The sequence below is a fragment of the Pseudomonas farsensis genome (assembly GCF_014268805.2).
GTDB classification, from domain to species: Bacteria; Pseudomonadota; Gammaproteobacteria; order Pseudomonadales; family Pseudomonadaceae; genus Aquipseudomonas; species Aquipseudomonas farsensis.
In genome coordinates this window covers 1,929,558-1,955,882 of sequence record NZ_JABWRF020000001.1, presented here as the reverse complement: position 1 = coordinate 1,955,882, position 26,325 = coordinate 1,929,558, and the positions used below count along the sequence as shown (strand labels likewise).

Sequence of the window (26,325 nt, the reverse complement as noted above, 5' to 3'; positions counted from 1 at the left end):
GGGTGATGATTATTAAAATTAATGGCTTAGGGGAGTGCCGGGCTGAACTTGGACTAAGAGCCACAGGCAGTCAGCTTGACTGTGGTTTTTGATGAATTTACCGCGTATTCACACAGTCTGGACCGTTAGCAGACGTTCAGTGAATGCGCAGCCCTTGCAGTAGGCAATCCGTTCTCTCTACGCGTCGTACGATAGTCACAAACGCCCTGGGCTGTTCGACTTCAGACTCCATTCAGATTCGGCCCCGATAATCCCTCCGTCGAACCAAAACGGGGGGAGTTTCATGACCCAGCCTCACTGGAGCAATCTGCTCCCGCTACCCATTGGCAGCCATGCCGACCATAACGCGAACCTGACGCTCCACGTGGCAGGGGATCCTGCACGCGAAGGCTTGCAGCAGTTCATCCACCAGTGCTTTGCCACTGTGCATCAGGCAGATGTGCAGCATTACTTGCCAGAACTGTTGGCACTACATGATAGCCATGGCCGACTGATCGCGGCCGCTGGCATGCGACCGGCGAGCGATGGCCCTCTGTTCCTGGAGCGATATCTGGATGCGCCTATAGAGGCGGCCATCTCGCAGGTTGCCGGCGCTTCTCTGGACCGGGCATGCATGGTTGAAGTGGGCAACCTGGCGTCACTCAGCGCCGGTAGCGCACGGATAATGATCATTGCCGTGACGTGGTTGTTGGCCATGCGTGGTCTTCAGTGGGTCACATTCACGGGCGCTGCGACGCTGATCAACAGTTTCCAGCGGCTGGGGCTGATGCCCACGGTATTGGCCGCGGCCGACCCGGAACGTCTACAGGGCCAGATGGACCAGTGGGGGCGCTACTACGATCAACGCCCCCAGGTATTCGCAGGCAACATCGGCTTTGGCTTTGATGCTCTGACTCGCGCGGGTGTATTTCAGCGCTTTGGGTTTCCCTGCTTAGCCCAGGAGGCAGGCAATGCGGCATGAACTGAGCGCCTTTAGGGCCTTGCTGCTCCAGCGTGCCGAGCATGAAGCTGATGCTATAGCTGTGCAGGGCCCGGTTCGGCGTTTTACCTACCGGCAATTTCTCGACGAGGTTGAGTGCCGTATCGCCCGTTTGCAAAGTCAGCCACCGGGTGCATTCGTGGTGGTGCTGGATAACGGGCCTGAAGTGCTGTTCTGGGACCTGGCGGCACTGTTTGCCGAGCGCCCTTGCGTGATCGTTCCGTCGTTCTTCAGCGCCGCTCAGTTCCGCCACTGCCTGAGGCAGAGTGGTGCCACCATCGTTCTGTGCGAACAACCATGGACGGCCCAGCTTCTAGAGCAGGGCTTTGTCCAGCATGAGCCAGAGGGCTTTTGGACGCGCCCGTACGGCGCCATTGCGATGCCGGCGGGCACGGCGAAGATTACCTACACCTCTGGCAGCACCGGAGCACCCAAAGGCGTGTGCCTGGGGGCTGAGGCCATGCTGCGGGTGGCGCGTGAATTGGAAACGGCCAGCCGGCCAGTCGAGCCTCAGCGTTATCTGGCCGTACTGCCGCTGGGTGTCTTGCTGGAGAACCTGGGGGTGTACGCCGCACTCATGGCGGGCGCCTGCGTCCAGCTCTACCCGCAGCAACAGCTGGGCATGGGCGGGGCAAGCCAGGTGGATTTCAAACGCTTGCTGGGGGCCATCGCGCTCAGTGGCGCGCACAGCCTGATTCTTGTGCCGCAGCTGCTGATGGGGCTGGTCACTGCCATCGAGCGCGGGCTCATCGGTGTTGGCCCGCTGCGCTTCGTGGCGGTGGGCGGCGCGCGCGTATCACCCAGCTTACTGGCCCGGGCCGAGGCGGTGGGCTTGCCGGTGTTCGAGGGTTACGGGCTGTCCGAGTGCGCCTCGGTGGTGGCGCTGAACCGCCCAGGGGCCGTGCGCGCTGGCAGCGTTGGCAAGCCGTTGCCCCATGTGCAGGTGCGCATCGCGGGGGATGGCGAGGTGCTGGTGGCCGGCTCGACCTTGCTGGGCTACCTGGAGGACACGCAGGTCACCGACAAGTGGTGGGCTACAGGTGACCTCGGTCACCTCGACGAAGAGGGCTACCTCTACCTCGAGGGGCGCAAGAAGCACCAGTTCATCACCAGTTTCGGGCGTAACGTCAACCCGGAGTGGGTGGAGTCCGAGCTCACCCAGGGCGGCGTGATTGCCCAGGCGTTCGTGCATGGCGAAGGCCTGCCGCGCAACCAGGCACTGCTCTGGCCACTGGACCCCACGGCCAGCGACGAGGCCATCGAGCAGGCCGTACAACACAGCAACGCGCAATTGCCCGATTACGCCCAGGTGCATACCTGGCGCCGTCTTAGCGCTCCATTGAGCGCCCGCGACGAAACACTGACTGCCAACGGCCGCCCGCGACGCGCGGCGATCCTGCAGCGCTATCACGCCCTGTTATCCGACATTTCGCTGTGAGGTTGACCATGTCCTTTTTCGATACCCTGCAAACACAAACTGCTCAGGAACGTCAGGCGCTGTTCGCCGTGCCGGTCATTCGGGACGCGCTGGCCGGCCAGGTCAGCCTTGACAGCTACATCGCCTTTCTGACCCAGGCCTATCACCATGTGCGCCACACCGTCCCATTGATGATGGCTTGTGGCTCGCGCCTGCCTTCGCGCCTGGAGTGGCTGCGCGGCGCGGTATGCGAATACATCGAAGAGGAGTACGGCCACGAGCAGTGGATCCTCAACGACATCAAGGCCTGCGGCGGCAACTGGGAGGCCGTACGTGATGGCCGACCAGCGCAATCGATCGAGCTGATGGTCGCCTACCTCTATGACTTGATCGCCCGCGGCAACCCGGCCGGGCTGTTCGGCATGGTCAATGTGCTTGAAGGCACCAGCATCGCCTTGGCGACCCAGGCTGCGGGCACCATCCAAAGTACGCTTGCCTTGCCTGACAAAGCCTTCAGCTACCTGAGCTCCCATGGTGCGCTCGACCAGGACCACATGGTGACGTACAAGCAACTGATGGACCGCCTTGATGATGAGGATGACCAGCAAGCCGTCATCCACGCTGCCAAGGTCGTCTACCGCTTGTACACCGAGATGTTCCAAACCCTGCCACGCGCCGGGCAGCACGAGGTGCGCCATGCGCTTGCCTGAATCCGTGGTGATTCTCACCGGTGCCAGTGGTGGCATCGGCCTGGAACTGGCCGAACAACTGTGCGCAGCCGGTGCCCGGGTACTGGCGGTCAGTCGGCACATGGGCAAGCTGGCCGGCCTGATGAACCGCTACCCGGACCGGCTGCGTTGGCAGACCGCCGACCTTCGCACTCAGGAAGGGCGCGAGCAGGTTGTCGCTCGGGCCCGTGAAATGGGGGGCGTCAATGTGCTGATCAACGCTGCCGGGGTGAACCGCTTCGCCTTGCTCGACCAACTGGACGAGCACGCACTCGACGAGTTGCTGGACATCAACCTGAAGGCCCCTCTGCAATTGACCCGTGCGTGCCTGCCGTTGCTGCGCGCCCAACCCAAGGCGTTGGTGGTCAACGTCGGCTCCACCTATGGCTCGATCGGCTACCCCGGCTATGCCACCTACTGCGCCAGCAAGTTCGCGTTGCGCGGTTTCTCGGAAGCACTTCGCCGCGAGCTGGCCGACACCACGGTGAATGTGCTCTATGCAGCGCCCCGGGCGACGCGCACGACAATGAACAGCAGCGCTGCAACAGCGCTCAATCAGGCCTTGAAAGTCGGTATGGACGACCCGGCGGATGTTGCCCGTGCAGTGCTCGAGGCGATGCAGTCCGAGCGCAGCGAACTTTATCTGGGCTGGCCGGAGAAGCTCTTCGTGCGCATTAACGGCATGTTGCCGGGTGTGGTCGACCGAGCACTGCGCAAACAATTGCCTGTCATCCGCCGCTACATCGGCAGCCATTCCAAGGAATCGATCAAATGAAGCGACTGCTTATCGCTAGCTTGCTAGTATTTGCCCCCTTCACCTGGGCACTGGACCAGGCAGGTACGCAGCACCTGAGTGATCTGCAACAGCGCTGGGCGCAGATCCAGTACCAGTTACCCAAGGACAAGCGTGCCGACGCATTCGAAAAGCTGGCGAGTGACGCAGCGGATTTCGCGCATCAATACCCAGGCACACCAGAGCCACTGATCTGGGAAGGCATCATCAACAGCAGCTGGGCGGGCGCCACCGGCGGCATCGGAGCACTGAGCAAAGTCAAAGCGGCGAAGGCCAGCCTGGAGCAGGCCATGAAACTGGACCCCAATGCGCTGCAGGGCTCGGCCTATACCAGCTTGGGCACACTATACGACCAGGTGCCCGGCTGGCCGATCGGTTTCGGCGATGCCGATATGGCCGACAAGTTGCTGCGCAAAGCCTTGCAGATCAACCCCAGCGGTATCGACAGCAATTATTTCTGGGCTGATCATTTGTTCCGGCAAAAGCACTACCCTGAAGCAACTGCCGCCCTGCAGAAAGCCTTGCAGGCTCCGCCACGGCCAGGGCGTGAATTGGCCGATCAGGGTCGGCGCGCCGATATCGATGCTTTACTCAAGGCCATCAAGGACAAACAGGACTGAACATGCGTCTGTTGCTGGTTGAGGATGACATCGCACTGGGAGAAGGGATCTGCGACGGCTTGCGCCAGGAGGGCTACACCCTCGACTGGTTGCGTGACGGTGTCAGCGCCTTGCACGCGTTGCAGCACGAAACCTTCGACCTGGTGATTCTGGATCTGGGGTTGCCCCGTATGGATGGCATTGAACTGCTGCGGCGGGTACGCGCCGGCGGTGACAGCCTGCCAGTGCTGATACTCACCGCACGGGACGCCCTCGACGATCGCATCACCGGCCTGGATGCCGGTGCTGACGATTATCTGGTCAAGCCGTTCGACCTCAACGAGTTGAAGGCGCGCCTCAGGGCTTTGCTGCGGCGCAGCGCCGGGCGCGCCAAGGTGTTGATCGAACATGCCGGGGTCTGCCTTGACCCGGCCACCCAGCAGGTTCATTACCACGGCGTTGAAGTGGTGCTAACCCCGAAGGAGTACGTGCTGCTGCACGAGTTGTTGGCGCAACCCGGCAAGGTCTTCACCCGCGAACGCCTGACTCAGCTGCTGTATGGCTGGGATGAGGAGCCCGAGAGCAATACGTTGGAGGTGAACATCTACCACCTGCGCAAGAAGCTGTTCACCGGCCTCATCCGCACGGTGCGCGGCATTGGCTACTTGGTCGAGGCCAAAGCATGAACTCGCTGCGCCAACGCACCCTGTGGCGGGTGATGCTGTTGTTGCTGATCGGCACCGGCTTGCTTGCCTTGTACAACTACCACGACAGCCGCCGCGAAATTAACGAGGTGTATGACGCCCATCTCGCCCAGAACGCCCGCCTGCTGCAGGGTGTCATGAGCATGCCGGTGCAGGATGGTGCGCGTGAGATGCTGTACCAAGCGTTCAACGACGCCTTGGGCAAGGCTGGGCGACACCAAGTGGGCCACCCTTATGAAAGCAAGCTAGCCTTCCAGGTCTGGCAGGACGACGCTGGCCTGCTGGTGCATACACCCAGTGCGCCGACCATCGACCCAACACCGACGGTTCCCGGTTTCTACGACTTTTCCAGTGATGGCGAGCAGTGGCGCGGTTTCGTGCTGCCAGTACCCGAACGGCACTGGGTGATCTGGGTAGGCGAGCGCGACGATGTCCGCTACGACCTGATCGACCGCATCGTGCGCCACACCCTGTTCCCGTTCCTGCTCGGCAGCCTGGCTTTAGCGCTGTTGGTCTGGGCCGCGATTGGCTGGGGGCTGCGGCCCTTGCAGAACATGGCCGATGTCATCCGCGGGCGCCACGCCGACTCGCTGGAACCGTTGCAACTGGTGCCGCTACCCTCGGAGCTGGAGCCCATGCAAGCGGCCATCAATCGCTTGCTGGCACAGATCGAGGACCTGCTGCGGCGTGAACATCGGTTTATCGCCGATGCCGCCCACGAAATGCGTACACCCCTGGCCGTTTTGCGTCTGCATGCGCAGAACGCGCTGGAAGCCAGCAACGATGCCGAGCGGCAAAAGGCGCTGGGCTTTCTAATGGGCGGGGTCGACCGGCTCACCCGGGTGGTCAATCAGTTACTGACGCTCGCCCGTGTGGAACCAAGGCTGGGGCAGCGCGCGAGTACACAGGTCGACTTGGCCGCAGTAGTCACCGACACCTTGGCTGACCTGACCCCATGGATACTGGACCGAGGCCTGGAGCCTTCACTGGATATCGGTGAAGGCGATCATCTCCTGGCGATCGATGCCGGCGCTCTGGGCATCGCGCTGCAGAACCTTGTGTCCAACGCGGTAGAGCATTCCCCGCCGGCCGGCCGCATCACCGTGTCACTCAGGCGCCAGGGCAATCACTTCAAGCTGGTAGTCGAGGATGAGGGGCCGGGTATCGATGAGGCGAGCCTGTCGCGGGTGTTCGAGCGTTTTTACAGCCGTAACAGCCCAAATGGTGCAGGCCTTGGGCTCTCCATCGTAGCGACCATCGTCGAGCGGCTGGGCGGGCAGGTGCGCCTGGACAACCGGGCAAGCGGCGGGCTAGCCGCCACTTTGCTTTTTCCAGCGACCTGAACGCTCCAGCCCAGGCGCTGACGGTCATGCAAACGGCAGCTGACGCTGGCCACTTCAGACTTCCTTAAGCTTAAGCCTGCAACCTGACACTGTCCGGTTGCCGGGAATGGCTCCTCCATCGCGCCTTATGGCAACGGATATCCCTCTAATTGTGCGAGGCCATGGAGATGAAGCGCGGTTCAAGTACTGACCGATATGGTCGCCTGTCCATCATCATGCACTGGAGCATGGTCATCTTGTTCATCGGCATTTATGCCTGCATCGAATTGCGTGGCGCATTGCCGAGAGGCAGCGCACTGAAGAGCCCATTGCTTGGGTTTCATGCGCTGATGGGGATCGCCGTATTTGCATTGGTATGGGTACGCCTGATTGGTCGGCTTAGCCCACGTCCTCCCATTCTGCCCAAGCCACCTGCCTGGCAGACGGCGATGGCCAGCGTCACCCACCTGGCCTTGTATGGTTTGATGATCGTCACGCCACTATTGGCCTGGCTGATGCTGGGCGTTGCGGGTAAACCAGTGCCGTACTGGGGCGTGATTCTGCCTTCGCCGCTGTCTGTCGATCCAGCATTGGCCAGGACGCTGAAGGACTGGCATGAGCTCATTGGCAACGCCGGGTACGCCTTGATCGGGCTTCATGCCTGTGCAGGGCTTGCGCACCATTATTTGATCAAGGACAACACCCTCAAGCGCATGCTGCCAAGTTCAAGCGCAGCGCAATGACAAAGGTGTCGATCAGCGGGACTCACGCCGGGCCTGATCGCGCTGTCATGTGGAGCAAGCTATCCTGCTGCATTTTCCGGCGATATGTCATCGCAGGTTTGAGAGGACGCTTTCGCGATGGCGACTGACAACGGTCGCAGAAGGCCTTTTTCCAGGCCCAGCTAAGCGCTTCTGTGAGTGAGGAAAAACACCATGGCTGATACCAGCCCCACTGTGAGCAGGCAGCCGCCATCGCCAGCGGCTCAGCAGCCGATTGGCATGTTTGAAGCGTTTCTGTTTTGGCTCAAGCTGGGCTTCATCAGCTTTGGCGGGCCCGCCGGGCAGATCTCGATCATGCACCAGGAGCTGGTCGAGCGTCGCCGCTGGATCAGCGAGAAGCGGTTTCTGCACGCACTGAACTACTGCATGTTGTTACCTGGCCCTGAGGCGCAGCAGCTCGCCACCTACATCGGCTGGCTTATGCACCGCACCTGGGGTGGGGTGATTGCGGGTGCATTGTTCGTGCTGCCTTCGCTGTTCATCCTGATCGGTTTGTCCTGGGCCTACGTCGCCTTTGGCGAGGTACCGGTAGTCGCGGGGATCTTTTATGGCATCAAGCCGGCAGTCACGGCCATTGTCATCCATGCAGCCCACCGAATTGGATCGCGAGCGCTGAAGAATGGCTGGCTGTGGGCCATGGCGGGGGCTTCGTTCGTGGCCATCTTCGCCTTCAATGTGCCATTTTCCGTTATCGTGCTGGTCGCCGCTATCACTGGCTACACAGGCGGTCGCTTCGCCCCAGGCAAATTCGTCATCGGTGGTGGCCATGGGGCTGCGAACAACCGCTTTGGCCCGGCGCTGATCGATGACGACACCCTACCTCCCGAGCATGCCCGCTTCAGCTCGGGGCGTCTGCTGCGCCTGCTGCTGGTCGGTGCCGGGCTGTGGGTACTGCCTATGGGGCTGCTGACCCTGGCGTTTGGCTGGAGTGGCAGCTTGACGCAAATGGGCTGGTTCTTCACCAAAGCTGCACTGATGACGTTCGGTGGCGCATATGCGGTGTTGCCTTATGTCTACCAAGGGGCTGTCGGGCACTATGGGTGGCTGTCACCCACCCAGATGATCGACGGCCTCGCCTTAGGGGAAACCACACCAGGGCCATTGATCATGGTGGTTGCCTTCGTTGGCTTTGTCGGTGGCTACCTCCATCCGATGTTCGGTGCTGAACACCCACTCCTTGCCGGCGCAGTCGCAGCGAGTCTCGTCACTTGGTTCACCTTTCTGCCGTCGTTCATCTTCATCCTTGCTGGCGGCCCACTCGTGGAGTCGACCCACAACGAGATGAAATTCACCGCCCCGCTTACAGGCATCACCGCCGCGGTGGTGGGGGTGATCCTGAACCTCGCCATGTTCTTCGGTTACCACGTGCTTTGGCCAAAAGGCTTCGATGGGGCATTTGACTGGCCTGCTTCAGTGATCACGGTTACCGCTGCGTTTGCGTTGTTTCGCTTCAAGCGAGGTGTGATCCAGGTGCTGTTCGCCTGCGCACTGGCCGGCCTTGCAGTTCACATGATGGGTATATGAAACCAGAGACTGCGCCAGAATTTCGCGTTTCTGCGCGAATTCTGGGTAACCTGCCTAGCCGAACTTTGACAGATTTCACGTACGCTCGGGTTCTTACCTCTGCTGATCAGGCTCGTTCCTGTTAAGGGCCCGTTCATCCGATGTGATCCGTGGCCCTTGTCCTGGGCGGGTATCTGTATGTATAAACAGTACCCGTTTCCTTGCCCGACTTTGCCCTGTGATCGCCCATTCCGTCGACGACCCGCTGTATTACCTGCACAACTTCCGCCAGGTGCTGGGCTGGGTCGAGCAACGCTATGCCGACCTGCTCGATGCCACGGAGCAGGCGTTCATGCATACTTTCGCCACGCTGCCGGCGCCTTCGCAGGCCCTGTTGGTGCGGATGGTCATGCGCAAGGGCGAGCTGTTTCGCAGCGACAAGCTCGACTACGCCGAGGTTGGCGATGTGCATGTAGCGTTGGCACCATTGTTGGCATTGGGCTGGGTCGACGCACAGGCGCCGCTGTCGGTCGAGCAACTGTGGGCGTTGCTGCGCAAGGACGAGCTGGTCAGCTGTTTTGCCGGTCGGTTGCAGCGGCCTCGGGCCGGCAAGGCCGAGCTGCTTGAGCAGTTGCAGGCCCTGGCGCTTGCTCCTCGCCCTTTGGCCGAGTGGTTTCCAGGCTTCAAGGTGCAGATCGTGCAATGGCGCTTGCAGCCCCTGTGTGATCGGCTACGGCTACTTTTTTTCGGCAACCTGTATCAGGACTGGCACGAGTTCGTGCTGGCCGACCTGGGTGTCTGGCGCTACGAGCAGGTGGCCTTCAGTGATAGCTCACGGGCGTTGCGTGCTCGCGCCGAGGTGGACCTTGCCATGGCCCTGCACCAGTGCGCCGAGCGCCTGGAGCAGGGCGAGCCACCCGCGACGCTGCTGGCCTTGCTGGAGGGCCTGGACAGCCAAAACCCGTGGCTGGCCCGGCGCCGCTCACGGGTGCTGTTTGCCCTCGGTCAGCATTGCGAACGGCGGGCCGACTGGGCGTTGGCACTGAGCATCTACAGCGCATGCGACCACCCTGAGGCGCGTATCCGCCAGGTGCGGGTATTCGAACGCAGTGAGCAGTGGCCCCAAGCCCATGCCCTGGCGCAAAGCATGGCTGGCGCGCCGGCCAACCCCTTGGAACGCCAGGCATTGGAGCGCATGTTGCCGCGCCTGGCGCGCAAACTCGGCGGGCCGCCACGGCCCCGCCGGCGTAACGCAGCGGTCGAGGTGATCGAGTTGCAGTTACCGGCCGAGCTGGCTGCGTTAGGCGTAGAGGAGGCGGTGCGCGTGCACCTGCAAGGGCAGGGCGGCGCCGCACATTATGTTGAAAACACGCTGTTCAACAGCCTGTTTGGCCTGCTGTGCTGGGAGGCGATCTTCGCGCCCCTGCCGGGCGCGTTCTTCCACCCTTTTCAGGCCGGGCCTCAAGATCTGTATGACGCCGACTTTCAGCAGCGCCGTGCCGATTTGTTCGCACAGTGTTTCGCGCGCCTGGACGACGGCAGCTACCGCGACGCCATCCGCGCCTGCCGGGGCGCCAAGCAGGGCCTGCAATCGCCCTTCGTGTTCTGGCAGATGCTCGAAGACCAGTTGCTCGACCACGCCCTGGATTGCCTGCCGGCGGCGCACCTTAAAGCCTGTTTCGAACGGCTGCTGCAGGATATACGCAACAACCGCGCTGGCATGCCCGACCTGATTCAATTCTGGCCGGGTGAAGGCCGCTACCGCATGGTCGAGGTCAAAGGGCCTGGCGACCGCCTGCAGGACAACCAACTGCGTTGGCTGGAGTTCTGCCAGCAGCATGGGTTGCCCGTGGCGGTTTGCCATGTGCGCTGGCAGGCGGCGGCTTGAGCTATACCGTTGCGGTGCGCGCGCTGTGCGAGTTCAGCGCCAAGGTCGGCGACCTCGACCTGCGCTTTACCCCGTCGCCCACCGCACAGGAAGGCATCGCCGGCCATCGCCGGGTGGTGGCGCGACGTGCCGCCGGCTACGAGGCCGAAGTCGCGCTGGAGGGGCACTATCAAAGCCTGCGGGTGCGCGGCCGGGCCGACGGCTACGATCCAGCCTGCAACCGCCTCGAAGAGATAAAGACCCACCGTGGCGACCTGGCCCGCCAACCTGCCAACCATCGCCAGCTGCATTGGGCCCAGGCCAAGGTCTATGCCTGGCTGCTGTGCCAAACCCGCCAGCTTGAGCACATCGAGGTGGCGCTGGTGTACCTGGATGTCGACAGTGATGCGCAGACGGTGATCAGTGAGCACCATAGCGCCGCTGAGCTGCAGCTGTTTTTCGAACTGCAGTGCGAGCGCTTTCTGGCCTGGGCCCAGGCACAGGAACAGCGCTTGGCCGAGCGCAATCTCGGCCTGCAAGCACTGCGCTTCCCATACCCCGAGTTCCGCCAAGGCCAACGGCAATTGGCCGAAACCCTCTACAAGGCGGTAAGCACTGGGCGCTGCCTGATGGCCCAGGCCAGTACCGGCATTGGCAAGACCCTCGGCACCTTGTTCCCGCTGCTCAAGGCGATGGTGCCGCAACAGCTCGACAAACTGTTTTTTCTGACTGCTAAAACCCCAGGCCGCGCGCTTGCGCTGGATTCCCTGCGCAAGCTGACTGGCGCCTGCCCGCAACCTGCGCTGCGCACCCTTGAGCTGATCGCCCGCGACAAAGCCTGCGAGCACCCTGAAAACGCCTGCCATGGCGAATCCTGCCCGCTGGCCAAAGGCTTCTACGACCGCTTGCCCGCAGCCCGCGAGGCCGCCGCCCAGGTGCTGGTGCTGGACCGCGCAGCGCTACGCGAAGTCGCGTTGGCGCACCAGGTGTGCCCGTATTACCTGGGGCAGGAGATGGCGCGCTGGGTTGACCTGCTGGTGGCCGACTACAACTACTACTTCGATACCCATGCATTACTGTTTGGCCTGGCCCAGGTAAACCAGTGGCGCACAGCGGTACTGGTGGACGAGGCGCACAACCTGGTCGAACGCGGCCGGCAGATGTACAGCGCAAACTTTGATCAAGCCCAACTGTTGGCCCTGCGCCAAAGCAAGCCTGCCGGGCTTGGCAGCGCACTGGACCGTTTAAATCGCCAGTGGAACGCCCTGTACAAGGCGCAAGTGGCGCCGTATCAAGCCTGCGAGCAACTGCCAGAGGCCTTTCTACGGGCGCTGCAGCAATGCATCGGGCTGATTCAGGAACGCATGAACCAGGCACCGGCTGAGGTCGAGCCCAAGGTGCTGGAGTTCTTCTTCCAGGCCTTGCAGTTCAGCCGCGTGGCGGAACTGTTCGACGAGCATTTCATCTTCGATATCAGCCAGCGCAGTGCCAGCCGTGGCCGGCGCTTGGCCACCTTGTGCCTGCGCAACGTGGTGCCGGCGCGCTTGCTGGCCCCGCGCATGGCGGCGGCGCGCAGTGTCACGCTGTTTTCGGCAACCCTGAACCCACGGCATTTCTACAGCGACTTGCTAGGCATGCCCGCTGACACTGCCTGGCTGGAGGTCGCAGCACCGTTTCGCGCTGAGCAGTTGCAGGTGCGCATCGTCAGCGAGGTTTCCACCCGCTACCAGCAGCGCCAGGCCTCGTTGTTGCCAATCGTCCAGCTGATCGCCCGCCAATATCAGCAGCAGCCGGGCAACTACCTGGCGTTTTTCAGCAGCTTCGAATACCTGGAGCAGGTGGCGCAGCTGTTGGCCGAACACCACCCGCAGTTGCCGCAGTGGCGCCAGGAGCGGGGCATGGATGAGGCCAGCCGCGAGGCGTTTCTCGCACGCTTCGCCCCCGACGGCTGCGGCGTAGGTTTCGCCGTGCTTGGCGGTGCCTTTGGGGAGGGGGTGGACTTGCCTGGCACGCGGCTGATTGGCGCCTTTGTCGCAACCCTCGGTCTGCCGCAGGTCAACCCGGTCAACGAACAGTTCAAGCAGCGCCTGGGCCGCCAGTTCGGTGCCGGTTTCGACTACGCGTACCTGTACCCTGGCGTGCGCAAAGTGATCCAGGCTGCGGGCCGGGTAATCCGTGGCGACGATGACCGTGGCGTGCTGCTGCTGATCGATGAGCGCTTTGCAGAGCCGCGGGTGCGGCAGATGTTCCCAAGCTGGTGGCAATGCGCCTGAACGCAGCCATCGCCTGGCATTGAAACTCCCAGTACACTGCGTGTTCCAACCCCAACATTCGTTGATTTCGAGGTTCTGCATGACGCTCAGTCCTTTGGCAGGCAAGCCGGCTCCGGCCAGTGTGCTGGTCGATCTTCCCCGCCTGTTGACCGCCTACTACACCGGCCGCCCTGACGCGGGCGTGGCGAGCCAGCGCGTGGCGTTCGGCACCTCCGGCCACCGGGGCACCTCGTTCGAGCTGAGCTTCAACGAAGACCATGTATTGGCGATCACCCAGGCCATTTGCCTGTACCGCCAGCAGAACGGCATCGACGGCCCGCTGTTCATCGGCGCCGACACCCACGCGTTGTCGGCCCCAGCCGCTGCCAGCGCGCTGGAAGTGCTTGCCGCCAACGGCGTGCAGGTAAAGCTGAGCAAGGATGATGAGTACACCCCAACACCAGCGGTCTCCCACGCCATCCTTTGCTATAACCGTGGCCGCAGCAGTGGGTTGGCCGATGGCATCGTCATCACTCCCTCGCACAACCCGCCGCAAAGCGGTGGCTTCAAGTACAACCCGCCCAATGGCGGCCCAGCCGACAGCGACGTGACCAAATGGGTCGAGGCCAAGGCCAACGAACTGCTGGCCGCAGGCCTTGCCGGGGTCAAACGCATCGGCTACCAGCAGGCGCTCGATGCCCCCACCACGCAACGCCATGACTACGTCAGCAACTACGTTAACGACCTGGAAAATGTCATTGATTTTGATGTGATTCGTAGCGCCAACCTGCGCCTGGGCGTTGACCCTTTGGGGGGCGCCGGCGTGCGCTACTGGGCGGCCATCGCCGAGCGCTACCAGTTGAATCTGGAAGTGGTCAACAGCGAAGTAGACCCGACCTTCCGCTTCATGTGCGTCGACTGGGACGGCCAGATTCGCATGGACCCATCCTCGCCTTACGCCATGCAAGGCTTGATCGGCCTGCGCGAGCGCTTCGATGTGGCCTTCGCCTGTGACCCTGACCATGATCGCCACGGCATCGTTACCGCGGACGGCCTGCTGGCCCCGAACAACTACCTGGCGGTGGCTATCGATTACCTGTATCGCAATCGCCCGCAATGGCGCGCGGACGCTGCGGTTGGCAAAACCGTGGTATCCAGCGGCCTGATTGACCGAGTTACTGCTGCGCTGGGGCGTGAGCTGTATGAAGTGCCGGTTGGCTTCAAGTTTTTCGCCCAGGGCCTGTTCGAGGGCTCGCTTGGCTTTGGTGGCGAGGAAAGCGCCGGTGCGTCGTTCCTGCGTAAGGACGGCTCGGTGTGGGCCACTGACAAGGACGGGCTGATCCCGGCGCTGCTGGCGGCAGAAATGACCGCACGCACTGGCCGTACCCCGAGCCAGATCTACGCCGAACTGACTGCCAAGCTGGGCAAACCCTACGCCACTCGCGTCGAGGCCAAGGCCGATGCGCGGCAGAAAGCGCTGCTGAGCAAGCTTGCACCGGAACAGGTGAAGTCCACCGAGCTTGCCGGTGAGCCGATCGAGCAGATCCTCAGCCACGCGCCAGGCAACAACCAGGCAATTGGTGGCTTGAAAGTGATGACCGCCAACGGCTGGTTCGCCGCGCGCCCATCGGGTACCGAGGACATCTACAAGATCTACGCCGAAAGCTTCATCGACGAAGCGCATTTGGCGCGGTTGGTCCAGGAAGCACAAGTGCTGGTGGACGCGGCCATCGCCTGAGCTGCAGCCTGAGCAATCGCGGGGCAAGCGCGCTCCTGCCTGAAAAGGTGGGGGCGGCTTGCCCCGCAGCGTTTCTGGTTGTTCCAGCAGTAGAACGATGAGTGCCATTCTGGCCATCTACCGCGACATTGGCATCATCGGTAAGGTGATGGCCAGCCAAGAGGAGCCAGTCCATGAAAACCATCCAAGGTATCTATCAGAACCCCAACGCCCACTGGGTCGGTGACGGTTTCCCGGTACGCAGCCTGTTCACCTACGACAACCTCGCTCGGCACATCAGTCCGTTTCTGCTGCTCGATTACGCCGGGCCCCATCACTTCACACCCACCACACAGCGCCGTGGCGTCGGCCAGCATCCGCACCGTGGTTTCGAGACGGTGACCATCGTCTATCAAGGCGAGCTTGAGCACCGCGACTCGACCGGGGCAGGCGGGCTGATCGGCCCTGGCGATGTGCAGTGGATGACCGCAGCGGGCGGCATCATCCACGAGGAGTTCCACTCGCCAGCCTTCGCCAGCAGTGGCGGGCCGATGGAGATGGTGCAGTTGTGGGTCAACCTGCCGGCCAAGGACAAACGCGCTGCTGCGGGCTATCAAACCTTGCTGGCCGCCGACATTCCCCACGTCGAGCTTGAAAATCAAGCGGGCAGCGTGCGCGTGATCGCCGGGCGCTATCAGGGCCACCAGGGGCCTGCGCAGACCTTCACCGAAATGGATGTCTGGGACTTGCGGCTCAACGCCGGGGCCTCGCTGCAACTGCCGCTGGTTGCCGGGCGCAATGCGGCGCTTGTGGTGATGCGTGGCGAGCTACGGGTCAATGGCGAGCGCGACGCAGGGCCTGCGAGCCTGGTGCTGCTGGAGCGTGATGGCGACCAGGTGCATATCGAGGCGCTTGAGGACACCAGCGTGCTGTTGCTCAGTGGTGAACCGATCGATGAACCCATCGCCGGGTATGGGCCGTTCGTGATGAACAGCCAGGCAGAGATTGCTGAATCATTCGATGATTTCCATGCCGGGCGTTTTGGGCAAATGGGCGGCAGTGAGCGTGGGGCGGCGCACTGATCCAGTCTAGTCGAGCGCTTTGGGCGGCCCTGTCGCCCAGCTGGACGCGGGAGGTGGCGGCCTGCACCGGACCCTGTGGGAGATTCTATGTTTTTTGTACAACCCTGTTCTCGCCAGATATAACTTCTTGTGGCGAGCGGGCTTGTCCCGCGTTGGGCTGCGCAGCAGCCCTGAAAACCCCAGGGGCTGCTGCGCAGCCCAACGCGGGACAAGCCCGCTCGCCACAACTCTCTATCATTTCCCGCAGGATTGGGTCCAGCCAGCAATGTTGCGGTTGAGCAAGGCCTGCTCCTACGCTCGGAATGACCTGCCGCACAACCGCCTGTCGGGCCCCCCGTGCATCTGATCGAACAGTCGACTCCATGCTGGGTTCTTCCACTAAGGTGCTAGAGGATCTTGTGCATCATCGACGCCTCGGGCAAAGGAGCGCCCGCCGAGGCTGGTTTTTCACACACAACAACGGGCCATCCAGGACCAGAGAGGGTCGTACCATGTCGTTGATCGGAGTTTCGATGCTTGAAATGCGCCAGATGATCGAGCAGGCCTGCCTGCCGGATCGCTGCGAGGTCAGTTGCACCGATGGGCAACACCTGACCATTCGCCTGGGCCAAGGGCAATCGTTGGCAGAGTGTCTCACCATCACCGGTATCTCGGTGGCCAAACTCAACAGTTGCCGCGATATCGTCAGCCTGGTTGCCAGGCTCAAGAGCCAGCGCGAACGCCTCGCGCAGCCGTTCAAGGCCATTGCCTAAGCTCAAGCTACGCATGCCCTGGCAGCAGCAGCTGCCAGGGCATGCGTAGGGCAATTTATTGCAACTCTACCAACAGGTTAAGCCCGCCATCCCCGCATTTACCCCGGTCACGTACCACCCCGTGATAGCTCCTTCCATCCCAGATAAACGCCACGCTGTGGGCGCGGTCCACTTTGTCTGGCAGCGGCGGGCAGATATGCACCTGCAAGGCAGGGCGGCCTTGCAGATTGAGCGGGGCAAGCTGAGCCTGGCATTCGACGCTCAGCGCCACAGGGCCGAACAGGGTGTCGCGCACATAGTCCAGTTGCAGGCGGGCGTTGGGAGCGCGGCAAGGCATCTTCATAGCGGGCGTGGGCTCCTGGTGAGGGTTTGCAGACGTGGATCAAAGGTTTGAAACCTGCGCGACGCCAAGCGTTCAATTTGATTCCATGAAATCTGGGTATCGTGTCAGTCAGCTGTACGTGCGCAATACCGGGCAACTGTACTGGTGAGTTGATGTTGCGCTCCGTTACTGTGGGGCTACAACTTAGAATCATCTGGAAACATCGCCATGCTTGCCTCCTTCGATCTGCTCAGCGCGTTCGTGCTGTTCGCCTTTGTTTCATCCATCACCCCAGGCCCCAATAACACCATGCTGCTGGCATCGGGAGTGAACTTCGGCGTGCGTCGCAGCGTGCCCCACGCGCTGGGCATCAGCCTGGGCTTTGGCGTGATGGTGTTGGCAGTCGGGCTTGGGCTGGGCGAGGTGTTCAAGATGTGGCCACCGCTGTACACCGTGCTGCGTTATGGCGGTGCGGCGTATCTGCTGTACCTGGCCTGGAAGATCGCAACCTCCGGGCCGATGTCCAGCGATACCACAGGCAAGCGCAAGCCACTGGGTTTCTGGGGCGCTGCGGCATTCCAGTGGGTGAACCCCAAGGCGTGGGTCATGGCAGTGGGCGCCATCACGACCTACACGCCGGCCCAGGGCTATGTGGTGAACGTGATTGTCATTGCGGCGCTGTTCACCTTGGTCAACCTGCCCAGTGTCGGCATCTGGGTGATGTTTGGCAGCGCATTGCGCAACCTTTTGCGCAAGCCGCGGGCGGTGCTGCTCTTCAATGTCGCAATGGCCTTGCTGCTGGTGATTTCACTGTACCCCCTGCTGTTTGTAGAATCGTCGTTTTCCTAGACGCGACGAGAGCAACAGATGGAGTTGATTCCCTGGTCCCATGACTGCGCCGAAGGCTTTACCTTGCGTGGCTGGCGCACGGCGGCCAGCGGCCGGCCGCTGCTGCATTTCCTGCACGGCAATGGCTTTTGCAGTTTGGCCTATCAACCCTTGCTACTGCGCCTGAGCGAGCACTTCGACCTTTGGTTGAGCGACGTTCAGGGCCACGGCGACAGTGATCACGGCGGGGAATTCTGCGGTTGGAACCGTACCGCCGAACTTGCCCTGGAGGCATTTGCCTCCGGGCGTGGCGAATACGGCGACGCGCCCTGTGTTGCCGTAGGCCACAGCTTTGGCGGGGTGATCACCGGCCTGATGCTGGCCCGCGAGCCACAGCTGTTCCAGCGCGCGGTGCTGCTGGACCCGGTGCTGTTCAGCCGGGGCATGCTCGGCTTGCTGGGGGCGGCGGCGATGGTTGGGCTGCAACGTCGCCACGCGCTTGCGCGCAAAGCTGCAACCCGGCGCAGTCACTGGCCTGACCGCATGGCGGCGCTTGCTTCGTTGCAGGGGCGAGGCATTTTCAAGGGCTGGGCCGATACCGCGCTGCATGCCTACGTCGAGCACGCCATTGGTGATTGCGGGGAGGGCGTGGTGCTCAAGTGCCGGCCTAGCCGCGAAGTGGATATCTTCAGCTCTTTCCCCACAAGGCTCTGGCAACATTTGGGGCAGATCACTTCGCCAACGCTGCTGCTGTATGGCGAACGCACCTACCCGTATGTGGTCCACTCGGCCAAACGGCTGGCTGCCCTGAACCCGCACGTGAGCGCGCAGCAGGTGCCCGGCGGGCATTGCTTCATGCAGGAAGACCCGGCAGCGGCGGCAACAGAGGTGCTGAGCTTTTTGCAAAGCTGAAACCCCAACTGTCCATTTTGCGACGAGCCTGTACCGATTCACGTGCGAACGACACGTGGAGATTCCTTAATCTGGCGCTCCCCCAAATGGATGGAGCGCATCATGAACCAGGCGGTCAGCCCTGACCCTCAGCTCGACTCAAGCGCACTGCGCGCGCGCCGGCGCCAGCGTGTGTTGCGCCTAGGGCTGGCCGGCTCGCTGAGTGTGGTGCTGGCAGCCTATGGCATCTACTGGTGGCAGGCTGGGCGGTTTCTGGAGCAAACCGACGACGCCTACGTACGCGCCGATTGGGCGCCGATCAGCGCACGGGTCAGTGGTTATGTGGCTGAGGTGACGGTTACCGACAACGCTACGGTCAAGGCTGGCGATCTGCTGGTTCGGCTCGATGCCCGTGACTTTCACGACCATCTGCGCAAGGCGCAGGCGCGCCTCGCCGTCAGTGAGGCCGCGCTGCAGGTGCAGCGCCTGCGTTTGCGCACCTTCGTTGCCGAGCAGAACGAGCAGGTGCAGGCCATTGCCCGTGCCGATGCCGAGCGCGGCGGCAGCCGTGGTGAAGCGCAGCGTGCCGAAGCCGATTGGCAGCGCTACCAGCGCCTGGCGCAGTGGCAGGCTACCAGCCTGCAACGCATGGAGCAGGCCCGGGCCACGCGCATTCAGGCCAATGCCTTGCAGCGCGCCGCCGATGCCGAGCTTGCCCGCCAGCATGCACACAAAGAGGTGCTGGCCCAGCGTGGCCGGCAACTTGAGGCTGAGCTTGCGCAGCGCCAGGCCGACCTCGACCAGGCCCGCGCTGAAGTGGCGCTGGCCAGCAGTGCCTTGGCCGATACCGAAATCCGCGCGCCGTTCGATGGCGTGGTGGGCCAGCGCAAGGTCCGCCAACAGCAATATGTAACGCCTGGCTTGCCATTGCTAGCCGTGGTGCCGGTGGCGCAGGCCTATGTGGTGGCCAACTTCAAGGAAACCCAGCTGGCTCACTTGCAGCCAGGCCAACCCGTGCGCCTGGAAGTCGACACCTTCGGCGAGCATTGGCAGGGTACCGTCGACAGTGTTTCGCCGGGCTCGGGCGCGGTATTTGCGCTGCTGCCACCGGACAATGCCACGGGCAACTTCACCAAGATCGTCCAGCGCTTCCCTGTGCGGATTCGTTTGCAGCCAAACGCCGTGGGCGCGCCGCGCCTGCTGCCGGGCATGTCGGTGATTGCCACGGTCGATACCCGGCATGAGCACTGAAGAGAAGGTTTCACCCCGTGCCTGGGTGGCCGTGATTGGCGGGTTGTTTGGCTGTTTCATGGCTGGCATGAACGTGCATGTCACCAGCGCCGCCTTGCCCGAGATCGAGGGGGCGCTGGGGGCAAGCTTCGAGGAGGGCTCGTGGATTTCCACCGCGTACCTGGTGGCCGAGATCAGCATGATCCCACTGACGGCCTGGCTGGTGCAGGTGTTTTCCCTGCGCCGGGTAATGCTGGTGGGCTCGGCGGTGTTTCTGCTCAGCTCGGTCAGTTGCGCATTGGCGCCGAGCCTGTCGGTGATGATTGCCTTGCGCGTTATTCAAGGTGCAGCTGGTGCCGTACTAATCCCGCTTTCCATGCAGTTGATCATTACCGAACTGCCGGCCAGCCGGATCGCGTTGGGCATGGCCCTGTTCAGCCTGTCCAACAGCGTGGCGCAGGCAGCAGGGCCGTCGATTGGCGGCTGGTTGACCGACATGTATTCGTGGCGCTGGATCTTCCTGTTACAACTGCCACCGGGGCTGGCGTTGCTGGCGGCGGTGGCGTGGTCGATCAAGGGCCAGGCAGGCGACCGCAGCGCCTTGCGCCGTGCCGACTGGCTAGGCATCGCAGCCATGGCGCTGGGGTTGGGCGCGCTGCAGATCGTGCTGGAGGAGGGTGGGCGCAAGGACTGGTTCGACTCGGGGTTCATCGTGTCGGCAAGCCTGCTGGCAGCCGTTGCCTTGGCGCTTTTCATCCACCGCCAGCTTTGGGGCGCTCGGCCTTTCATCAACCTGCGCCTGCTCGGCAGCTACAACTTCGGCGTGGCCAGCCTGGCGATGGCGATATTCGGTGCGGCGACCTTCGGGCTGGTGTTTCTGGTGCCCAACTATCTGGCCCAAGTGCAGGGCTATAGTGCCAGCGAAATTGGCAAGAGCCTGATCGCCTATGGCCTGGTGCAGTTGCTGCTGGCACCGCTGTTGCCGCGCCTGATGCGCTGGCTGAACGCCAAGGTGCTGGTGGCCAGCGGCTTTGCCATCATGGCGTTGGGGTGTTGGCTGGGGGCGCAGTTGACGGCGGATGCGGGCAGCAATGTGATCATCCCGTCCACAGTCGTGCGGGGCATTGGCCAGCCGTTGATCATGGTGGCGCTGTCGGTGCTGGCGGTGAAGGGGCTGGACAAGGCCCAGGCAGGGTCGGCCTCGGCGCTGATCTCAATGCTGCGCAACCTGGGTGGTGCGCTGGGGACGGCGCTGTTGACCCAGTTGGTGTCGCTGCGTGAGCGCTTTCATTCGGTGCGCGTGGGCGAAGGGCTGACGATATTCGACGGCGCGCTGCAGCAGCGGTTACCGGGCGGTATGGTTGACCCGCAGTCGCCGGAGGTTATGCAAACCTTGGCGCTGATCGACCGAAGTGTGCGTGAGCAGGCATATTTGATGGCCTATTCGGATGCTTTTTACCTGTCATGCCTGGCGCTGTTGGGGTGTGCAATGGCAGCGTTGCTGCTGCGCAGCAGGTAATTTTGTGCAAACCTGTTCCGGCCTCATCGCAAGCTCCCACAGGGACCGCGCTCCACGGCAATGTTGAGGTTTGGCTCAGATTCCTGTGGGAGATCACCAGCCCTTCCGGGCTGCGCTGCCGCGCCGAGAACTGGGCACCGTGGGAGCGGGCTTGCCCCGCGATGCGATGTTGGCAGTGCTATCGCTATCGCGGGGCAAGCCCGCTCCCACGTTTCGTTGTAAATCAGTTAGTTAGCGTTTGTTCTATGAGAGCTGGCGACAGCCTGCGATGAGGCCAGCACAGGTTTGCAGCGGCCACGAAAATTGTGGTATCCCATCATTCAACAGGCAGCCACCGCCCATGACCCGCCCACCTATCCTGCCGCTCGCCGAGAACTACGCCCATGGCGAGCACATCGCCGCGCATTGCCATGACCGGGCGCAGCTCATCCATGCCATCAGCGGTGTAATCACGGTCAATACTTTGGAAGGCAGCTGGGTGGTGCCACCCGGGCGGGGAGTGTGGGTGCCCACCGGCAGCCAGCACGAACTGCGTATGTCTGGCATGGTGCGCATGCGCACGCTGTTCATCGACCCTGGCGTGCGCGCGGGCTTGCCGCAGCAGTGCCAGGTAGTTGAAATCTCGCCGCTGCTGCGCGAATTGATCATCTGTGCCATGGATATCAGCCCCGGCTACGCCGCCGATGGCCGCGAGGCACGGGTGATGGCGCTGATCCTTGATGAGATTCGCGTGCTGCCGGTGCTCGCACTGCATGTCCCCAGCCCGCGCTCCGCGCTATTGCAAGAGCTGTGCGAAGCCTTGCGCCTGGCCTCTGGCGAGCCTTGGACGCTAACGCGGGCTGCGCAGTTTTGCGGGCTCAATGCGCGCACGCTGACCCGTGCGTTCCAGCGCGAGACGGGCCTGAGCCTGGTGCAGTGGCTGCGCAGAATGCGTTTGCTCGCAGGGCTCGATGCCCTCGCGACGGGGCGGTCGGTGCTGGAAGTGGCGCTGGATCAGGGTTACGACAGCCCCAGCGCGTTCAGTGCGATGTTCCGGCGCACGCTGGGGGTGTCGCCGTCGGTGTACTTCGGCCGCAACGCGGACCCTGCGCTTTAGCCTCACACCTCGACCAGCCCCAGCGGGTGCAGCGCCCTGAACACCTGCGCCTCTTCCACCAGCCAGTCATGCACCGCCCGCGCGCCCGGTTGGGTCAGCCCGCCGGGTGGATACAGCAGCACATAACGCTTGTGGTTGGCGATCGGCACCCCAAACGGCACGATCAGCGCGCCGCGCTCCAGCTCATCGTTAAGCAGTGTGCGCCGGGCGATGGCCACGCCCACGCCGGCAATCGCAGCCTCGATGCTCAGGTGGTTGCGGTTGAACGTGTGGCCGCGGCGTACGTCCAGCCCTTCAGCGCCGATTCCCGCCAGATAGAACTCCCATTCGGCATACTCGGAACTGCCGCGCCAGGCGGTGATGTCGTGCAGCAGTGGGTAGTGGGCAAGGTCAGCCGGGCCGTGCAGGGGCGGGCGGCCACGCAGCAGCGCCGGTGAGCACACCGGAAAGATCTGCTCGTCCAGCAACGGCGTGGACAGCATGCCGGGGTAGCTACCGTCGTTAAGGTCGATGGCCAGGTCGAAGTCTTCAGGGTGCAGGGCCTGGTTGCTGTCTTCGGCCACCAGGCGCAGTTCGATGTCGGGGTAGCGCTGCTGGAAACGCGGCAGCCGTGGTGTCAGCCACTTGGCCAGAAACGACGGGATCGAGCGCAGGCGCAGGGTGCCGCGAATTTCGCCGGCATCCAGGCGCAGCAACTCGGCTTCGATACTGCCGTAGGCCTCGGCTACGGTTTGCGCCAGGCGCTGGCCTTCTGCCGAAAGCTCGACACCCCGGGCCCGACGCAGGAACAGGCGAAACCCCAGGCGCTCCTCAAGCTGGCGCATCTGCTGGCTGACCGCGCCTGGCGTAATGTGCAGCTCTTCGGCGCAGCGGGTAAACGACAGGTGCCGAGCTGCGCATGAAAACACATGCAGCCAGACGTACACCTGGCCGTTGAGTGGGCCCTTCATTGTTTAGTCCTGCTAAAGGCTTGTGTAGGAAGTTTCGTTGGTCACCGAGTGGTAACCGCGTCAGTATCTCCTAAATTGGCAATACCGCTCAAATTTTCTACAGCGCCGTGAGCACCGCGTTTTCGTAGCTTCGGCAAGGCATTAGCATGGCTATCAGTGTTTTCGACCTTTTCAAAATCGGCATCGGCCCGTCCAGCTCCCATACCGTCGGCCCAATGCGTGCGGCCGCGACCTTTGCCCAGGCGCTGCGCGAGCGCGGCTTGCTGGCCCAGGTCACGCGGGTCGAGGTGCGCCTCTATGGCTCGCTGTCGGCCACAGGCGTCGGCCATGCCACCGACCGCGCCTGCCTGTTGGGGCTGATGGGCCAATGGCCAGACCGTATTGACCCACACAGCATCGAGCCGCGTATCGACCAACTGATGCAGGAGCAGTGCCTGATGCTCGATGGCAGCCATTCGGTGGCCTTCCAGTACAACCGCGACATGCGCCTGCTCGATGAAAGCCTGCCGTACCACCCCAATGCCATGACGCTTGAGGCCTTTGACGGCGAGCACAGCCTGTTCAGCCAGACCTATTACTCGGTCGGCGGTGGTTTTATTGTCGAGCAAAGTGAGATCGACGCGCCCTCTGCCAGTGCCAACGATGTTGCATTGCCCTTTGAGTTCTCCAGCGGCGCTGAACTGCTGGCCCTGTGCAAGCAGCATGGCCTGAGCGTCAGCCAATTGATGATGGCCAACGAATGCGCCTGGCGCCCAGAAGCCGAGGTGCGCGAAGGGCTGTTGAAAATATGGGTGGTGATGGGCGAATGCGTCGAAAACGGCCTGCAAAACGAAGGCATTCTGCCGGGTGGGCTCAAGGTCAAGCGCCGTGCCGCACGCCTGCACCGCAGCTTGCAGGAGCTGGGCAAACCCAACGTGATCGGCTCGACGCTGAGCGCCATGGAATGGGTCAACCTGTTCGCCCTGGCGGTCAACGAAGAGAACGCCGCCGGCGGGCGCATGGTCACTGCGCCCACCAACGGCGCGGCCGGGATCATCCCGGCGGTACTGCATTACTACATGAAGTTCAGCCCTGAAGCCTGTGACGATGATGTGGTGACGTTTTTGCTGGCCGCCGCCGCCGTGGGCATTCTGTGCAAGAAGAACGCCTCTATTTCTGGCGCCGAGGTGGGCTGCCAGGGAGAAGTGGGTTCAGCCTGCTCGATGGCCGCTGCCGGCCTTGCCCAGGTGCTCGGGGCAACGCCCCCGCAACTGGAAAACGCTGCCGAAATTGCCTTGGAACACAACCTGGGCCTCACCTGCGATCCGGTCGGCGGCCTGGTGCAGGTGCCGTGCATCGAACGTAACGCCATCGCCGCCGTAAAAGCCATCAACGCGGTACAGATGGCGCTGCGCGGTGATGGCGAGCACTTCATCTCGCTTGACCGAGTGATCCGCACCATGCGCGACACCGGTGCCGACATGCACGCCAACTACAAGGAAACCTCGCGCGGCGGCCTCGCCGTCGCCTTCGTCGAATGCTGATGCAGCCAGGGCCGGCCCCACGCCAGGGGCCGCCCGGCTAGCCCCGTTTTACCCGCAAAACCCCGCAGCACCCGCAACAAAAACAACTACAAGGCGATACCAATGACTGATGTACACACCACCACGACCATTCGTGAGGATTCGGCTGTCCAGGCTTCGGCTCAGGGCTCGACCACCTGGAACCGTCACGACACTACCTGGGCCCTAGGCCTGTACGGCACCGCAATCGGCGCCGGCACGCTATTCCTGCCGATCAACGCAGGTGTTGGCGGCTTCTGGCCGCTGCTGATCCTGGCCTTGCTGGCCTTCCCGATGACTTTTTTCGCCCACCGCGCACTGACCCGCTTCGTGCTGTCTGGGCGCAAAGGCGGTAACGAAGACATTACCGAGGTGGTCGAGGAGCATTTCGGGGCCGGCGCCGGCAAGTTGATCACCTTGCTGTACTTCTTTGCGATCTTCCCGATCCTGCTGGTGTACAGCGTGGCGCTGACCAACACCCTGACCAGCTTTTTCGAGCACCAGTTGCACGTCAACGCGCCGCCCCGCGCGCTGCTGGCGTTGCTGCTGATCTGCGGGCTGATGATTGTGGTGCGTTGTGGCCAACAGATCATCGTCAAGGCCATGAGTGTGCTGGTCTATCCCTTCGTGGCCTCGCTGTTGCTGCTGGCGGTCAGCCTGGTCCCCAACTGGAACGGTGCTTTCTTCGCCCAGGCCAATGAAGGTATCAGCGCCTCGAAGTTGCTGCTGACCCTGTGGCTGGCGATTCCGGTGATGGTGTTCTCGTTCAACCATTCGCCGATCATCTCGGCCTTCGCCGTCGACCAGAAGCACCGCTACGGTGCCCAGGCCGACCGCAAGAGCGGGCGCATCCTGGCCACAGCCCATGTGCTGATGGTGCTGACGGTGATGTTCTTCTGCTTCAGTTGCGTGCTGGCCCTGAGCCCGGCTGACCTTGCCCAGGCCAAGGCGCAGAACATTTCGGTGCTGTCGTACCTGGCCAACCACTTCCAGACCCCGGTCATCGCCTTTGTTGCGCCGTTGATCGCGCTGGTGGCGATCACCAAGTCGTTCCTCGGCCACTACATCGGTGCCAGCGAAGGGTTCCAGGGCATGATCGTCAAAAGTCTGCGTGGCCGCGGCAAGGTATGGCCGGCCAAACGCCTTGAGCGGGTGACGGCGCTGTTCATGGTGGTGACCTGCTGGGCGGTGGCCACACTCAACCCAAGCATCCTGGGCTTGATCGAAAGCCTGGGCGGGCCGGTGATCGCCTGCCTGCTGTTCCTCATGCCGATGTATGCGGTGCAGAAGGTACCGGCGTTGCGCCAGTACTCGGGCAAGCTGTCGAATCTGTTCGTGGTGCTGATCGGGCTGATTACGCTGTCGGCGATTGCCTACAGCCTGGTGGCCTGACCACCTGCGTCCAACCCGTTTGCCAGCCAGTCACCGGATGACCGGCTGGCATCACACGG

General features: G+C 62.7%; 23 protein-coding genes. 21 read left to right on the top strand and 2 right to left on the bottom strand.

Annotated elements, in window-relative coordinates:
* Window positions 1–283: 283 nt before the first annotated feature.
* From HU719_RS08895 to HU719_RS08830, 14 genes are all read left to right on the top strand, one after another.
* Window positions 284–961: a thermostable hemolysin gene (locus tag HU719_RS08895; RefSeq protein WP_186520444.1), complete on the top strand. Its 678-nt coding sequence runs from the start codon at window positions 284–286 to the stop codon at window positions 959–961.
* Window positions 951–2,417: an AMP-binding protein gene (locus tag HU719_RS08890; protein WP_186535120.1), complete on the top strand. Its 1,467-nt coding sequence runs from the start codon at window positions 951–953 to the stop codon at window positions 2,415–2,417. Before HU719_RS08895 ends, HU719_RS08890 begins: the two co-directional genes overlap by 11 nt.
* Before the next feature lie 8 nt (window positions 2,418–2,425).
* A complete protein-coding gene (locus HU719_RS08885; RefSeq protein WP_186520446.1) occupies window positions 2,426–3,106 on the top strand; it encodes an iron-containing redox enzyme family protein in 681 nt (226 codons plus the stop codon).
* Window positions 3,093–3,899: an SDR family oxidoreductase gene (locus HU719_RS08880; protein WP_186520447.1), complete on the top strand. Its 807-nt coding sequence runs from the start codon at window positions 3,093–3,095 to the stop codon at window positions 3,897–3,899. Before HU719_RS08885 ends, HU719_RS08880 begins: the two co-directional genes overlap by 14 nt.
* Complete coding sequence (locus HU719_RS08875; RefSeq protein WP_186520448.1) at window positions 3,896–4,537, top strand: tetratricopeptide repeat protein; 642 nt, start codon at window positions 3,896–3,898, stop codon at window positions 4,535–4,537. The genes HU719_RS08880 and HU719_RS08875 overlap by 4 nt, the downstream gene beginning before the upstream one ends.
* A gap of 2 nt (window positions 4,538–4,539) precedes the next feature.
* Window positions 4,540–5,202 carry a response regulator gene (locus HU719_RS08870; protein WP_186535121.1) on the top strand — a complete coding sequence of 221 codons (663 nt, stop codon included), beginning with the start codon at window positions 4,540–4,542 and terminating at the stop codon, window positions 5,200–5,202.
* A complete protein-coding gene (locus tag HU719_RS08865; RefSeq protein ID WP_186535122.1) occupies window positions 5,199–6,563 on the top strand; it encodes a sensor histidine kinase in 1,365 nt (454 codons plus the stop codon). Before HU719_RS08870 ends, HU719_RS08865 begins: the two co-directional genes overlap by 4 nt.
* A gap of 167 nt (window positions 6,564–6,730) precedes the next feature.
* The gene (locus HU719_RS08860) at window positions 6,731–7,285 is read left to right on the top strand and encodes a cytochrome b (RefSeq protein ID WP_186520471.1); all 555 of its coding nucleotides are present in this window, start codon (window positions 6,731–6,733) and stop codon (window positions 7,283–7,285) included.
* Window positions 7,286–7,477: 192 nt separating this feature from the next.
* Window positions 7,478–8,848: a chromate efflux transporter gene (gene chrA / locus HU719_RS08855; RefSeq protein ID WP_186535123.1), complete on the top strand. Its 1,371-nt coding sequence runs from the start codon at window positions 7,478–7,480 to the stop codon at window positions 8,846–8,848.
* A 217-nt stretch (window positions 8,849–9,065) separates the two neighbouring features.
* Complete coding sequence (locus HU719_RS08850; protein WP_186535124.1) at window positions 9,066–10,715, top strand: VRR-NUC domain-containing protein; 1,650 nt, start codon at window positions 9,066–9,068, stop codon at window positions 10,713–10,715.
* Complete coding sequence (locus tag HU719_RS08845; RefSeq protein WP_186535125.1) at window positions 10,712–12,967, top strand: ATP-dependent DNA helicase; 2,256 nt, start codon at window positions 10,712–10,714, stop codon at window positions 12,965–12,967. The genes HU719_RS08850 and HU719_RS08845 overlap by 4 nt, the downstream gene beginning before the upstream one ends.
* A gap of 79 nt (window positions 12,968–13,046) precedes the next feature.
* A complete protein-coding gene (gene pgm / locus HU719_RS08840; protein ID WP_186535126.1) occupies window positions 13,047–14,684 on the top strand; it encodes a phosphoglucomutase (alpha-D-glucose-1,6-bisphosphate-dependent) in 1,638 nt (545 codons plus the stop codon).
* Window positions 14,685–14,857: 173 nt separating this feature from the next.
* On the top strand, window positions 14,858–15,745 hold the full coding sequence (locus tag HU719_RS08835; protein WP_186535127.1) for a pirin family protein: 888 nt from the start codon (window positions 14,858–14,860) through the stop codon (window positions 15,743–15,745).
* A 491-nt stretch (window positions 15,746–16,236) separates the two neighbouring features.
* Complete coding sequence (locus HU719_RS08830; protein ID WP_186520456.1) at window positions 16,237–16,497, top strand: DUF1652 domain-containing protein; 261 nt, start codon at window positions 16,237–16,239, stop codon at window positions 16,495–16,497.
* 55 nt (window positions 16,498–16,552) lie between these two features.
* On the opposite strand, the gene HU719_RS08825 is transcribed toward HU719_RS08830, so the two are convergent.
* Window positions 16,553–16,840, bottom strand: a complete 288-nt coding sequence (locus HU719_RS08825) for a hypothetical protein (RefSeq protein ID WP_186537287.1) — start codon at window positions 16,838–16,840, stop codon at window positions 16,553–16,555.
* Window positions 16,841–17,047: 207 nt separating this feature from the next.
* Between HU719_RS08825 and HU719_RS08820 the strand changes: the two genes are divergently transcribed.
* The 5 genes from HU719_RS08820 to HU719_RS08800 all read left to right on the top strand — a co-directional run bounded on the left by HU719_RS08820 (window position 17,048) and on the right by HU719_RS08800 (window position 22,383).
* Window positions 17,048–17,668: a LysE family translocator gene (locus HU719_RS08820; RefSeq protein ID WP_186537288.1), complete on the top strand. Its 621-nt coding sequence runs from the start codon at window positions 17,048–17,050 to the stop codon at window positions 17,666–17,668.
* 18 nt (window positions 17,669–17,686) lie between these two features.
* Window positions 17,687–18,559, top strand: a complete 873-nt coding sequence (locus HU719_RS08815) for an alpha/beta fold hydrolase (RefSeq protein WP_186537289.1) — start codon at window positions 17,687–17,689, stop codon at window positions 18,557–18,559.
* 102 nt (window positions 18,560–18,661) lie between these two features.
* On the top strand, window positions 18,662–19,789 hold the full coding sequence (locus HU719_RS08810) for an HlyD family secretion protein (protein ID WP_186537290.1): 1,128 nt from the start codon (window positions 18,662–18,664) through the stop codon (window positions 19,787–19,789).
* A complete protein-coding gene (locus HU719_RS08805; protein ID WP_186537291.1) occupies window positions 19,779–21,287 on the top strand; it encodes an MDR family MFS transporter in 1,509 nt (502 codons plus the stop codon). Before HU719_RS08810 ends, HU719_RS08805 begins: the two co-directional genes overlap by 11 nt.
* A 340-nt stretch (window positions 21,288–21,627) precedes the next feature.
* Window positions 21,628–22,383 (top strand): AraC family transcriptional regulator, encoded by a 756-nt coding sequence (locus HU719_RS08800; protein WP_186537292.1) that lies wholly within the window; start codon window positions 21,628–21,630, stop codon window positions 22,381–22,383.
* Between the two features lie 2 nt (window positions 22,384–22,385).
* On the opposite strand, the gene HU719_RS08795 is transcribed toward HU719_RS08800, so the two are convergent.
* Window positions 22,386–23,333 carry a LysR substrate-binding domain-containing protein gene (locus HU719_RS08795; protein WP_186520463.1) on the bottom strand — a complete coding sequence of 316 codons (948 nt, stop codon included), beginning with the start codon at window positions 23,331–23,333 and terminating at the stop codon, window positions 22,386–22,388.
* Between the two features lie 146 nt (window positions 23,334–23,479).
* Between HU719_RS08795 and HU719_RS08790 the strand changes: the two genes are divergently transcribed.
* On the top strand, window positions 23,480–24,856 hold the full coding sequence (locus tag HU719_RS08790; RefSeq protein WP_186537293.1) for an L-serine ammonia-lyase: 1,377 nt from the start codon (window positions 23,480–23,482) through the stop codon (window positions 24,854–24,856).
* A gap of 102 nt (window positions 24,857–24,958) precedes the next feature.
* Window positions 24,959–26,266 (top strand): serine/threonine transporter, encoded by a 1,308-nt coding sequence (locus tag HU719_RS08785; RefSeq protein ID WP_186520465.1) that lies wholly within the window; start codon window positions 24,959–24,961, stop codon window positions 26,264–26,266.
* The last annotated feature ends 59 nt before the right edge of the window (window positions 26,267–26,325 follow it).

What these genes read in the sequence shown, in the direction of transcription:
- chrA (WP_186535123.1), top strand. Translation starts at nt 7,478, where the DNA reads ATGGCTGATACCAGCCCCACTGTGAGCAGGCAGCCGCCATCGCCAGCG.
- HU719_RS08865 (WP_186535122.1), top strand. Translation starts at nt 5,199, where the DNA reads ATGAACTCGCTGCGCCAACGCACCCTGTGGCGGGTGATGCTGTTGTTG.
- HU719_RS08810 (WP_186537290.1), top strand. Translation starts at nt 18,662, where the DNA reads ATGAACCAGGCGGTCAGCCCTGACCCTCAGCTCGACTCAAGCGCACTG.
- HU719_RS08890 (WP_186535120.1), top strand. Translation starts at nt 951, where the DNA reads ATGCGGCATGAACTGAGCGCCTTTAGGGCCTTGCTGCTCCAGCGTGCC.
- HU719_RS08785 (WP_186520465.1), top strand. Translation starts at nt 24,959, where the DNA reads ATGACTGATGTACACACCACCACGACCATTCGTGAGGATTCGGCTGTC.
- HU719_RS08860 (WP_186520471.1), top strand. Translation starts at nt 6,731, where the DNA reads ATGAAGCGCGGTTCAAGTACTGACCGATATGGTCGCCTGTCCATCATC.
- HU719_RS08880 (WP_186520447.1), top strand. Translation starts at nt 3,093, where the DNA reads ATGCGCTTGCCTGAATCCGTGGTGATTCTCACCGGTGCCAGTGGTGGC.
- HU719_RS08870 (WP_186535121.1), top strand. Translation starts at nt 4,540, where the DNA reads ATGCGTCTGTTGCTGGTTGAGGATGACATCGCACTGGGAGAAGGGATC.
- pgm (WP_186535126.1), top strand. Translation starts at nt 13,047, where the DNA reads ATGACGCTCAGTCCTTTGGCAGGCAAGCCGGCTCCGGCCAGTGTGCTG.
- HU719_RS08835 (WP_186535127.1), top strand. Translation starts at nt 14,858, where the DNA reads ATGAAAACCATCCAAGGTATCTATCAGAACCCCAACGCCCACTGGGTC.
- HU719_RS08795 (WP_186520463.1), bottom strand. Translation starts at nt 23,333, where the DNA reads ATGAAGGGCCCACTCAACGGCCAGGTGTACGTCTGGCTGCATGTGTTT.
- HU719_RS08805 (WP_186537291.1), top strand. Translation starts at nt 19,779, where the DNA reads ATGAGCACTGAAGAGAAGGTTTCACCCCGTGCCTGGGTGGCCGTGATT.
- HU719_RS08885 (WP_186520446.1), top strand. Translation starts at nt 2,426, where the DNA reads ATGTCCTTTTTCGATACCCTGCAAACACAAACTGCTCAGGAACGTCAG.
- HU719_RS08815 (WP_186537289.1), top strand. Translation starts at nt 17,687, where the DNA reads ATGGAGTTGATTCCCTGGTCCCATGACTGCGCCGAAGGCTTTACCTTG.
- HU719_RS08790 (WP_186537293.1), top strand. Translation starts at nt 23,480, where the DNA reads ATGGCTATCAGTGTTTTCGACCTTTTCAAAATCGGCATCGGCCCGTCC.
- HU719_RS08895 (WP_186520444.1), top strand. Translation starts at nt 284, where the DNA reads ATGACCCAGCCTCACTGGAGCAATCTGCTCCCGCTACCCATTGGCAGC.
- HU719_RS08820 (WP_186537288.1), top strand. Translation starts at nt 17,048, where the DNA reads ATGCTTGCCTCCTTCGATCTGCTCAGCGCGTTCGTGCTGTTCGCCTTT.
- HU719_RS08830 (WP_186520456.1), top strand. Translation starts at nt 16,237, where the DNA reads ATGTCGTTGATCGGAGTTTCGATGCTTGAAATGCGCCAGATGATCGAG.
- HU719_RS08825 (WP_186537287.1), bottom strand. Translation starts at nt 16,840, where the DNA reads ATGAAGATGCCTTGCCGCGCTCCCAACGCCCGCCTGCAACTGGACTAT.
- HU719_RS08800 (WP_186537292.1), top strand. Translation starts at nt 21,628, where the DNA reads ATGACCCGCCCACCTATCCTGCCGCTCGCCGAGAACTACGCCCATGGC.
- HU719_RS08875 (WP_186520448.1), top strand. Translation starts at nt 3,896, where the DNA reads ATGAAGCGACTGCTTATCGCTAGCTTGCTAGTATTTGCCCCCTTCACC.